The sequence below is a fragment of the Mahella australiensis 50-1 BON genome (genome assembly GCF_000213255.1).
Classification (GTDB): Bacteria; Bacillota; Clostridia; order Mahellales; family Mahellaceae; genus Mahella; species Mahella australiensis.
Genome location: NC_015520.1, coordinates 1,610,347 through 1,621,681 on the forward strand (window position 1 = coordinate 1,610,347; position 11,335 = coordinate 1,621,681).

Genomic DNA, 11,335 nt, shown 5'->3' on the forward strand with positions numbered 1-11,335 from the left:
ATGACACAACATTTACTTGATATAAAAGACCTGCGCGTTTCATTCTATACCTATGCCGGTGAGGTACAAGCCGTTCGCGGCGTGAGCTTCTATGTGGATAAAGGGGAGACTCTGGCTATAGTCGGTGAATCCGGGTGTGGTAAAAGCGTAACAGTCCAGACTGTAATGGGTCTTATTCCATCTCCTCCAGGTAGAGTAAAGAGCGGGAATATAATATTCGACAATAGAGATATAACCACTCTCAATGATAAACAGATGGAGAATATAAGGGGCTCAGAAATAGGAATGATATTCCAGGACCCTATGACGTCGTTAAACCCTACTATGACTATAGGACGACAGATAGCTGAAGGGCTTATAAAGCATCAGCATATGTCCAAGAATCAAGCATTACAACGCGCTATAGATATGCTAAAAATGGTGCAGATACCCAATGCTGACAATAGGGTTAACAATTATCCCCATCAATTTAGCGGCGGTATGAGGCAGCGCGCTATGATAGCCATAGCTCTGGCATGTAATCCAAAACTTTTAATAGCCGATGAACCTACCACAGCTCTGGATGTTACTATACAAGCTCAGATCATCGATCTTATGAAGGATCTGCAGCGTGAGACCGGCACAGCAATAATATTGATAACTCATGATCTCGGTATAGTAGCTGATATAGCTCAACGCGTAATGGTCATGTACGCCGGAGAAGCTGTAGAATGGGGCAGTTTAAGAGATATATTCTATGAACCCCGCCATCCCTATACTTGGGGATTATTGCAGTCTGTGCCTCGTTTGGACAGCGATGAAAAAAAGCCGCTGGTACCCATAAACGGTACTCCACCAGATCTATTGGCACCACCTCCTGGCTGCGCTTTCGCCGATCGTTGTCAGTATGCTATGCGCATATGCAGACAGCAGCCACCTGAGGCTATGCCCATAAGTGGAGGCCATTATGCATGTTGCTGGCTGCTGCATCCTGAAGCTCCGAAGGTAGAACGGCCAGTAACACTAGGAGGTGTAAGGTCTTGAAAGAACAACAACATTTGCTGGAAGTGAAACACCTTAAAAAATATTTTAGTGCTGGCCACAATGCACGACTTAAGGCTGTAGACGATGTATCGTTTTATATAGACAAAGGCGAAACTTTCGGTCTAGTAGGCGAATCCGGTTGCGGCAAATCCACTACTGGTCGTACCATAGCCCGCCTGTACGAACCCACTGATGGTGAAATATGGTTCGAGGGGCGAGATATCGTGCATTTGAGCGGTAATGCTGCCAAGCAGTATACGAAACTTGTCCAGATGATATTCCAAGACCCTTACGCTTCTTTGAATCCAAGGATGACCGTAGGGGACATAATAGCGGAGGGCATAGATATACACGGCCTTTATAGTGGCAAACGCAGGCAGGAACGCATATATGAGTTGTTGGCGATGGTAGGCTTAAACGAAGAACATGCCAGTCGTTTTCCGCACGAATTTAGCGGCGGCCAGCGCCAGCGCATAGGCATAGCAAGAGCTTTAGCTATAGAACCCAAATTCATTATATGCGACGAGCCCATATCGGCTTTAGATGTATCGATACAAGCGCAGATCGTCAATCTGCTCGAACAGCTCCAGCATGAGCTTGGTCTCACTTACCTATTTATAGCCCATGATCTGAGCATGGTGAAACACATAAGCAACCGCGTAGCCGTTATGTACCTGGGATCTATAGTGGAGACAGCTTCTAGTTCGGAGCTTTATAAAAATCCGCTTCACCCTTATACGCAAGCGTTGATGTCGGCTATACCTATACCCGATCCCGATATCGAAGCATCGCGACAGCGCATCTTACTGGAAGGCGATGTACCTAGCCCCATCAATACGCCGCCTGGATGTAAATTTTGCGGCCGTTGCCCGAAAGCCATGCCTATCTGCGCTGAAAAGGCACCTCTATTAGAAGATAAAGGCAGCGGTCATAGCGTAGCTTGTTATTTATATGAATAAATTCATCGTTGCATTGAGCTTAAAAATACGATATAATGGCAGCAATGATAAAAAATAAACGATGTACAAGGGAGGAATTTTATAATGGCTTATTTCATAGAAGCGGAAGATTGCATAGCTTGCGGCGCATGTGAACCGGAATGCCCTGAGGGCGCTATTCATGAGACAGATGATGGCGTATACGCTATCGACCCGGATAAATGCACTGAGGATGCTAATTGCGTGGAAGTATGTCCGGTAGACTGCATACATCTGGCTGAATAAACAAATTCCGTATATTAACAATAGCGATAAACAGTTAACTGTTTATCGCTATTGTTTTAATCTCTAATTATTATTCATCTACTAATTGTGCTCTATCGTTAAAAAATGCCCTATAGCTCCATATAACGAATAAAATTACGCTCAATGACACGCTGCCTAATATGCCTAACATTATGGCTATCTGATATTCTATAGCTGTCAGAGGAGACGTGCCTGACAATATTTGCCCGGTCATCATACCGGGGAGAAATACTATGCCCATCCCCATCATTTGATTGACAGTGGGCAGTATAGCTGTTTCAAAGGCATTATCCCCTATTTGTTTGGCAGCCATTTTAGGCGTCGCACCCAGCATTAACGCCATTTCTACCTGCTCTTTTTTAGTGCGCATACCATCTAGCACACGGTCGGCACCAAGCGTTATACCGGTCATTGAATTACCTATTATCATGCCTCCTAGTGGTATGAAATACTGCGGATTATACCACGGTTTTACACGCACAACACCTAAAACGAAAAACAATAGGCTTCCCATAGTGCCTAATACCAGTGAAACCGCCATTATCTTTTTAAGACGAGGATTTAACTTAACCTTTATGCGCTGATACGCATTGTATACCGCGAACACCTCCATAACCGCAAGTGCTGCGAAAGTATATGCAGGATTGGCATGCTCGAATATATAGGCCAGTATATACCCTACAGCTATAAGTTGAATGGTCATGCGTATAGCCGATATAAGGATTTCTTTCTCACGCCCTATACGCCTGCTCCACACTATCCATACAACTATCAGTACGAATACATAAGCTGAAAGCATTTGCCATATACCAAGATCAATTATACCGCTCATCATATCGCACCTTCTTTCTGCTCCACATCGCTTACACGCCCTTTGTCTATGGTAATTATAACATCGCCATATCGCTGAGCTACTGACTTGCTATGCGTAACCATAACCACCGTCTTGCCGTTATCCTTAGCATAAGTCACGATATTGTTCACAACTAAATATTCCGTATCTTCATCCAACGCCGATGACGGCTCGTCCAGTAACAACACCTCCGGTTCCAATACCAATATCCTTGCCAGACATAAACGCTGTTTTTCTCCACCAGAAAATTTATCAATACTCTCATCCAGACCTTTATTTAAATGTACCAAATCCATCCAGCGCTTCAATACATCATCATTTACCATCGGTTTTTCGGAAAACATTAACCCTATTATTAGATTATAGCGGACGTTCCCATTAAATACTACAGGGTTTTGCGGAGCCATGACAACCTGCCGTCTTAAGCTTATAGGATTCATACTCTCTATATCCACGCCTTTGTAAAGTATCTGCCCGCTGTCCTGGCTTATAAGGTTATTCAAATGCCGAAGCAATGTGGTTTTACCGCTGCCGCTTTCGCCCACTATGCAAGTAATTTTTCTATCAGGAATATTAAGATACTCTACATTCAAAATGCTTTTATATTTTAAGTTTTTAATTTCAAACAATTCTATCCCCTCCGCAATATCCACATCACAGCCATCGTTTAAGCCAATCATACGACTTGCGTCCGCTAATCTGATGCCTACCCTCGAATATATCCCTATCCAACTTATCATCAGCCTTTAATAAAGTGTAAGCATCTTTAACGTGATTATAGGCAATATCCACCGCCTTGATAGGAAATATATCATCATGAGTACCGCTTTCAACTAGAAGCGGTCGCGGTGCTATCATGCAAGCTATATCATACATCTCGGCGTATTTCAAAATACCAGGTATATAATTACACTCACAATGGTTTACAGAGAGAATAGAATCCTTAAACGTACATAAATAACCGCTGATTATAGCAGCCTTTATGCGCTCATCAAGTGCCGACGTAAACAACGTCGTCGTCCCTCCCCCTGATATACCCATACATCCTATGCGCCTATCATCTACCTGCGGTAACATTTGAAGATAATCTATGCAGCGCATTATATCCCATACACGCATGCCCACCGCTGTTTTGCCTAGCATCTGTGCCCAAAAAGCCAGTTTGCGACAAGAGCTCGTGTTATAACCTTTTTCACTATCTTCAAGCTCGCGCCGTTCTCCAAAACCCATCTGATCTGGTACTATCACGACCATGCCCCTTCTTACTATCTCCAGTGCGAAATCTTTCTGATAACCATCAGGTACCGAACGTTCTGTGCCATCTTCCCATAATCCTACCAAATCATTTTTGCCGTATCCATGTCCATGCACGGCCACAACACCAGGTACTTTATCATTTACATTCTTAGGTAACAGTACATATGCAGACACGTCTATGTAAGGAGCGCTGTGAAACAGCACTTTTTCCCTTATATAGCCATTAAATTCTTTTTCCTCCAATACTTGTGGTTCCAATGGTACTCTATCCGGAAATTCTCCTATAAGTTCTATGATTTTATCCTTTAGCTGCACGCGCCATTTTTCGAAATCCGATAAGTTAGTTAGATCAAAGCCCATAGAGCACGCAGATGTATCATATAACCGTTCCAACGAGTACAAAGGCCTAAGCTCGTCCGTCATAATACTTTCCTTTCCATCTTTCGATTAAATATGTCACTTTACCAATGCAAATAACTTTGCCATTTCATCTAAACGCATAATAAAATCCTCATCGCCTTTTATTACACAACTATACATTTCTTATTTTTTCAATAAATCTCTCGGCATTAATTTCATTATCAAACCAAGTAGAGAACAAGATGCCTTTACCTCCCACTTCTCGCAATACATTTGGTATATTATCTTTATTATCAAATGATTGTAAAACTAAAAGTTTATTCTTGGCCAATATTTTCTTATACATTGGAAACCACTCCGGGGAATCGCATTGATAATTACCATCGCCAGGAACCCATTGGATACCGGTCAACTCTGGAATATCCAATAATATATCCAAATGAGGTATTTCTCCGGGGCCGTCAAGATGATAAATGCTATAATCCAACCACTCACATTGCTTTCTTAAATAAGGCGCCACAAATCTTTCAAACATTTTCGGAGATATCATTGCGGAAAAATCACATTGCAGAGGATACCATCTTTTAGGGCACCATATGCCCATCCATGCGGAAGTTCCATCCTGATATTTTTCTGTTATATTATATAAGTCGCTATAAACCTTAAACCATGCTTCAAGTATTTTTTCCGACATGTCAAATATCATGTTAGGCTCTTCTATCAAATCTACCAGAAGGTTCTGCGCCCCTCTAAAAGATGAAAGAACATCAAGAACCCCGCCTATATCCGTAGTTCCTACTATAAATTTATCCTTACCCCTTTTTGCAGAAAGCTCAGTTATATATTTAGTATATTTCCACCATTCATTATCCTCCTTAAATTCCAATGCTTCTACTTTTTCCCACGAACGTGGGCTCTCAAACCATGCCGTATTATTCTCTCGATCAAATTTAAGAAAGCCTGTAAAATATGATGCCAATGAACCGGGGCCTAAGTTCATCCAAATATTCGGAAATGCCTCGGCTCCAAAATATATATGTTGGCAACTTTCCTCAAAGATATCCAAAGCTTTCTCAGGGCAGCATTTATATTGTAAAAATTCCCACCCATTATAGCTCGTGTATCTTGTTCCTTCTTTAGGGCTAGTCACCTGCAACAACGGATAATCCAAATCTTTATTCCACCAAGCCTCGTATGCCTTCTTGACATTTCCCCAATCCTGCTTATATAACATATATTTTCCTCCTTATATCTAATTCTCCATATATACTTCGTCGGCTATGTTTTTATGTGCTTTACTCCCAACATACTTGAAAACATCATCTATATTTCCCGGTTCATCGGACAATTCGTATTTCTGCTTTAGCATCACTATGCGCCTAACCGATTGATCGATACGTTGTTGGCTTATACGACCATCATTAACGGCTTCAGATATAGCTTCAATAGCCTCTATCTGGTTTTTATAGGTGTGGCATACCAATATTATATCGGCACCAGCCTCTATGGCCTTTACAGCAGCATCGCCTATATTGTAATGTTTAACTATTGCGCCCATCTCCATGTCATCTGTGATAACCACGCCATCAAAGCCCATATCATCGCGCAACAGATTGGTTATAATCACAGACGATAACGAGGCTGGTAGGCCTGATTTATCTATTTCGGGTAATTTTATATGGGCCACCATCACTATATCGGCTCCCTGCTCTATGGCTTCGCCAAAAGGTAAAAGTTCAAATGACTTTAGTTGCTGCAAGCTTTTATATGATATCGGCAACTCCATGTGAGAATCCACAGTGGTATCGCCATGTCCTGGGAAATGTTTTGCTACCGGGATCACGCCCGCTGATTTTATACCTTTCATAGTAGCAATTCCCAATCGACCTACCGTATATGGATCCTTCCCGAAGGAACGGTCGCCTATTACAGTATTTTTAGGATTGCTGAATATATCCAGCACTGGCGCAAAATCAAGATTAAAACCGTAGGCCTTCATTTCACTGCCCAACACCGACCCTATTTTTTGAGACAATTCGGTAGAGTCCTTTTTGCCTATTGCCAAATTGGGCGGAAAATCCGTAGCTCTTCTCGGCAAGCGCGATATTCTTCCACCTTCGTGATCAGCAGATATAAAAAGAGGCAATCTGTTGTTTTTGTTAAGCGATTTCAGCTCATTGTTAAGCTGCACTAATTGCTTATCGCCTTGCACATTCCGATTAAACAGTATTACGCCTCCGATGTTACGATCTTTTATCATGGTTACGACTTGGGTATTAACTTTATACCCATCAAAGCCTATTATAAGCATTTGACCTATTTTCTCATCTAGCGACATGGTGGAGATAAGTGCTTGTATCTCATCTTCTTCCGTATTCGCCGGCGGTTCATTCTCATTGCTGCCGGAAGACTCGGTGCCATTATCAGATGAACCGGCATCACTGTCTTGATTCTGCACAGAATCAGTTCGTTTTTCAAGACCATCAGTTTGTGGTTCGAGTTCTTGCCCCAGCTGACCGGCCATATTACTTCCCTGCAACTCAGCCAGCTTACTTTTAATAACATCGACATTTGCAGCGGCAGCTATCGAAATTATAACCGCAAGTAGAATAATCAAGGCAATTATGCCCCCTGAAGGCTTTGGCTTTTTAGCATGTTTCCCTCGCATAACAATACTATACCTTTTCTAATAGCAAATACACTATAACATTAGTTTATCATCTATCAGCTCAAATACAAAAGCAGCAGACTTCTAATCATGCCTTTTAGGATTACAGAATTTTAATCCGGCCGCCAGTGGCTCGTTTATCACTGCCTTTATACCAATGGCCTCACCGCTCCATAGACCTTTCGATATTTCTCATAAATCTCCATATATCTTTCATGCATTTCAACTTTAGGCTCATATATCTTTGTCTTTTCTACCATATGCCACGCGGCATCTTCCAAATCTTTGGCGCTGTTCCTTTCCTCTTGGATCTGTATACAGCATAGCCATCGTTTACACTCACACACCTTAATTATCCTCTTACAAGTATATTTGTATTATATCATTATATATGGCATCGTCAAGCCATTGTCTTAAACCTTCAGGCATTTACGCAAGTTATCCTCGCCTGAACTGCGAAGGGGAAACGCCATAAGCTTCTCGAAACGCCTTGCTAAAATGAAATGGGCTGCAATAACCCAGCCGAAATGCTATTTCATTTATCGACAGAGGGGTGTTCTTCAATAATTCTTCCGCTGTATCAAGGCGAATGGATTCAATAAACTTTTTAGGCTGTTGCCCCACGATGCTTTTAAAAACCTCGCGGAACCGGCGTTCACTTAATCCGACCGCATCTGCCATAGCCTTTATCATAACATTATCACCGGGATTAGCTTTTATATAAGCGATGATATTTTCAATAGCCGCCTGATGCGGGCTTTTATGCCCGTTGTTGTTATACCAATTCACCATCCATCGATGAAGTAACAAACTGAATGTAGCGGAAGCTACCGATTTTGAGGCATAATTGTCCATACGAAGCATTTCCAGGCATACCTTGAAATGCCGTATTTCGTCATCAACAGCATCAAAGTATAGCAGCCTATTTAACGGCAATTCAAACGCGTCGTTTACAACAAACTCAAACCACCAAAAATCCCACATTTCATCGCTGCAGTAATATCGGCGTATATCCCTATGCTTGCAGAAAATCAACGTCCATGGCGTTACTGTTATTTCTTCGTAACCTTCGATTTTAATCTTGCCCTCCCCAGCCAACGTCCTCAAAGCAACCATATCATTTCCGCTAACACCAGATTTATAAACATCATAGGTTGGATCGGCATACAGTACATAAACAGTATTCAATGCTACAGACACTGTTGATGTAGGTTTATTCGTCTTGGAAAAATCAAAATCCATAGTATCCTCCCGGTTTCTTAATTTGCATCTTTATTATACAACATTATTGCCGTAATTTATATATTTTCGTCCGTATTTTGCATTTATTTTGCGTTAAATGTATGTTATATATATAATAGTTGAAAACCTGAGTTTTATTATGATGGAGGCAAAGCAACATGGAACAAGCAATTGTAGAAGATGGCATTCACGGTATGGTACCTAAAGAAAAAATGAGCGAAGGAGCGCGAAAGCTGCGGGATTTCTATGAAAAAAGGCCCGATGCGCCGATATATCAATGCGAATTCGGATTTTATTCTCTTGAGCATTGGATGAAGGAAGGGTATATAAACGATAATACCGATTTGAGCAAGCTTTTCGGCTACGATGAACCTGGGAATTTCAGCTTAGGCGGCCTTGGTTGGACTGAAGCGGCTTTTTGTCCTGCTTTTGAAGAAAAAATTATTGAAGATAGAGGTGATTACGAAGTAGTACAGGATTACGCAGGCCGCCATGTATTGTTCTTTAAGGGGCGAAGGGATGGTTTTATGCCCGAGTATTTGACTCATCCCGTAAAGGATATGAAAACATGGGAGGAAAATTGCAAATGGCGGTTAAACCCCGATACTCCCGGACGTTACGATGATCTTGAACAAAAAATGACCAAGGCCAAAGAATGTGCGGGTAAAGGAATGATCATAACGCAAAATGTAATTGGTGCCTATATGTATCTGCGCAGCCTGATGGGACCGGTAGACCTGCTTTATAAATTCTATGATCAGCCAGAATTGATCCATAGCTGTATGGAAACATGGTTTAATCTTGCTGACAGCATAATAGCAAAGCATCAGCAATACGTAACCATCGACGAGTTTTATATAGGTGAAGATATATGCTATAATCACGGACCATTGATTTCGCCGGATATGATAAAAGAGTATCTTTTCCCTTATTATCAACAGCTTATCTCAAATATAAAGGCACGGCAAATCGATAAAAACCGCCATCTGTATTTTCAAGTCGATACCGATGGATATGCTGCCTCCGTTATACCCCTCTACAAAGATATCGGAATGGATTACATGAGTCCTTTTGAAGTCGCCTCTGGATGCGATGTCATAGAGATTGGAAAGCAATATCCCGATTTACTCATCCGCGGAGGTATCGATAAGAGGGAGTTGGCACGAGGGAAAAATGCCATCGACAAGCTTGTAGACAGCATACTCCCCATTATGAAAAAAAGAGGTGGCTATATACCAACGTGCGACCACGGCGTTCCTGCAGAGGTCGATTTCAACGATTATATGCATTTTCGCAAGCGTATGTTGGAATTTGCCTGAACTATATGGGCCTTTCACAACTCAGATAGCGGAAGGCCCTTCGTTTATTTTTTATAGAATTTTGATAATTTTATATTTTTCTACTCCAAGCTCATCATATAATAACGCAGAAATACATTTATATATGACGTATATTTCACAATGCAATATAATATCTAATATTTAAGTGCACATCGGTGCTAGGGCGATTTATAGAACCGATACTCTACCAGTTTCCGGCTCCTATAATCAATAAACAAATATACAATGCTATTTTTATAACAACATTATTATATCAATGCCTTGTGAATAATTCATCAATCGTCCATTCATAATATAATAGCCTATTGACTTTCAAATAGCGTATTATATAATATAATTAGTTTTTACAAAAAGATGCTTACATCGATTTTGCAGGATTTAGATTATAAATATTCACTATGGAGGTGAAATAAATGTTTTGGATTATAGCAATTGTAGCTATAGTAGCTATAGTAGCAGCGATAATGTACGAGTATAAAACGATAAAACCCAAATACTCGGATGAAATGATAGAAAAAGAAAACGAAATGGATAAGGGATATGATAGCATATATTCTAGCAAAAAACGCATGGCATAAATTTGGATAAAAGCCCCCAAGGCCTCTTCTACTGTTGATTCTTGGGAGCTTTTTTATTACTGTATGCGATCCATGCCATCGATGCCGCAAATATAACCACCATGGCCGTAGCGGCATATAGCAATATGCGAAAGGCCGCGTCGGCGAAAAAGCCTTCATTAAATATATTTATTAGCGTATCAGTCGATGGGTCCAGTTGCCAAAGGTCGTTGTTGAAAAAAGTCAAATGAAAGTATACAAACCAGCGGTCAAAATCAGTAGCCAGAAGCAGAGCCACAATGGCTCCTAGTGCTAAAGGAATTCCGGCAGCCCAAGCCAACGCCCTTGCAATACCGTCTATACCTTTCGTATGCCCCCACAACCCTACGACAGCTATAGAAACAATACTTAAGATTGCGGCCCACAGCCGCAAAGCAAATCCGCTTTCAAACAGGCCGCGTACATCATCCATATGCATCAATTCTTTATCGTTGAATAGCAGCCTTTGCCGACCGTTCACCACAACCTGCATATTTAATTCGTCCTTCTGCAAGCTTAGATAATCTATGAATGCCTGCGCTACCTTGCTCAGTTGATCCCTATCCATGCCAGTAGCTTCCGCCCTGTCGTACTTCTCGAATTCTTTCATAAAAAAGCCTTGGTTAAATGCCACAAGCTGTACCGATGTAAGCACTATAGCTATAGGTAATGCTACAGCCAATATAATAGTAAAAACTACAGATATTGCTTTATTCATGTTTCCACTTCCTCTCTTTCGATTCATAGCCACG

At 41.3% G+C, this 11,335-nt stretch carries 13 protein-coding genes; 5 read left to right on the forward strand and 8 right to left on the reverse strand.

What is annotated here, in order from left to right:
• The 3 genes from MAHAU_RS07640 to MAHAU_RS07650 all read left to right on the forward strand — a co-directional run bounded on the left by MAHAU_RS07640 (position 1) and on the right by MAHAU_RS07650 (position 2,246).
• Positions 1–1,023: an ABC transporter ATP-binding protein gene (locus MAHAU_RS07640; protein ID WP_013781145.1), complete on the forward strand. Its 1,023-nt coding sequence runs from the start codon at positions 1–3 to the stop codon at positions 1,021–1,023.
• Positions 1,020–1,982, forward strand: a complete 963-nt coding sequence (locus tag MAHAU_RS07645) for an ABC transporter ATP-binding protein (RefSeq protein WP_013781146.1) — start codon at positions 1,020–1,022, stop codon at positions 1,980–1,982. The genes MAHAU_RS07640 and MAHAU_RS07645 overlap by 4 nt, the downstream gene beginning before the upstream one ends.
• Positions 1,983–2,066: 84 nt before the next feature.
• Positions 2,067–2,246 (forward strand): 4Fe-4S binding protein, encoded by a 180-nt coding sequence (locus MAHAU_RS07650; RefSeq protein ID WP_013781147.1) that lies wholly within the window; start codon positions 2,067–2,069, stop codon positions 2,244–2,246.
• Positions 2,247–2,316: 70 nt separating this feature from the next.
• On the opposite strand, the gene MAHAU_RS07655 is transcribed toward MAHAU_RS07650, so the two are convergent.
• From MAHAU_RS07655 to MAHAU_RS07685, 7 genes are all read right to left on the reverse strand, one after another.
• Positions 2,317–3,099 carry an ABC transporter permease gene (locus MAHAU_RS07655; protein ID WP_041643958.1) on the reverse strand — a complete coding sequence of 261 codons (783 nt, stop codon included), beginning with the start codon at positions 3,097–3,099 and terminating at the stop codon, positions 2,317–2,319.
• The gene (locus tag MAHAU_RS07660; protein ID WP_013781149.1) at positions 3,099–3,800 is read right to left on the reverse strand and encodes an ABC transporter ATP-binding protein; all 702 of its coding nucleotides are present in this window, start codon (positions 3,798–3,800) and stop codon (positions 3,099–3,101) included. Before MAHAU_RS07660 ends, MAHAU_RS07655 begins: the two co-directional genes overlap by 1 nt.
• Positions 3,775–4,800 carry an alpha/beta hydrolase family protein gene (locus MAHAU_RS07665; RefSeq protein WP_013781150.1) on the reverse strand — a complete coding sequence of 342 codons (1,026 nt, stop codon included), beginning with the start codon at positions 4,798–4,800 and terminating at the stop codon, positions 3,775–3,777. The genes MAHAU_RS07660 and MAHAU_RS07665 overlap by 26 nt, the downstream gene beginning before the upstream one ends.
• A 109-nt stretch (positions 4,801–4,909) precedes the next feature.
• Entirely contained in the window at positions 4,910–5,971 is a 1,062-nt protein-coding gene (locus tag MAHAU_RS07670; RefSeq protein ID WP_013781151.1) for a uroporphyrinogen decarboxylase/cobalamine-independent methonine synthase family protein, read from the reverse strand.
• An 18-nt stretch (positions 5,972–5,989) separates the two neighbouring features.
• Positions 5,990–7,354, reverse strand: a complete 1,365-nt coding sequence (gene nagZ / locus MAHAU_RS07675) for a beta-N-acetylhexosaminidase (RefSeq protein WP_216086229.1) — start codon at positions 7,352–7,354, stop codon at positions 5,990–5,992.
• Positions 7,355–7,554: 200 nt separating this feature from the next.
• Positions 7,555–7,752 carry a hypothetical protein gene (locus MAHAU_RS07680; RefSeq protein WP_041643960.1) on the reverse strand — a complete coding sequence of 66 codons (198 nt, stop codon included), beginning with the start codon at positions 7,750–7,752 and terminating at the stop codon, positions 7,555–7,557.
• Between the two features lie 91 nt (positions 7,753–7,843).
• Positions 7,844–8,647, reverse strand: a complete 804-nt coding sequence (locus tag MAHAU_RS07685; RefSeq protein ID WP_013781153.1) for a helix-turn-helix transcriptional regulator — start codon at positions 8,645–8,647, stop codon at positions 7,844–7,846.
• Positions 8,648–8,805: 158 nt separating this feature from the next.
• Here MAHAU_RS07685 and MAHAU_RS07690 point away from each other — a divergent pair, with 158 nt between their 5' ends.
• Together MAHAU_RS07690 and MAHAU_RS15750 are read left to right on the forward strand one after the other, a co-directional pair.
• Positions 8,806–9,966, forward strand: coding sequence for a uroporphyrinogen decarboxylase family protein (locus MAHAU_RS07690; RefSeq protein ID WP_013781154.1), 1,161 nt, complete (start codon positions 8,806–8,808; stop codon positions 9,964–9,966).
• A 434-nt stretch (positions 9,967–10,400) separates the two neighbouring features.
• Positions 10,401–10,565: a hypothetical protein gene (locus MAHAU_RS15750; protein ID WP_013781155.1), complete on the forward strand. Its 165-nt coding sequence runs from the start codon at positions 10,401–10,403 to the stop codon at positions 10,563–10,565.
• A 28-nt stretch (positions 10,566–10,593) separates the two neighbouring features.
• Here the strand turns inward: MAHAU_RS15750 and MAHAU_RS07695 are convergent, their stop codons facing one another.
• Entirely contained in the window at positions 10,594–11,301 is a 708-nt protein-coding gene (locus MAHAU_RS07695) for a TIGR01906 family membrane protein (RefSeq protein WP_013781156.1), read from the reverse strand.
• Positions 11,302–11,335: the final 34 nt, after the last annotated feature.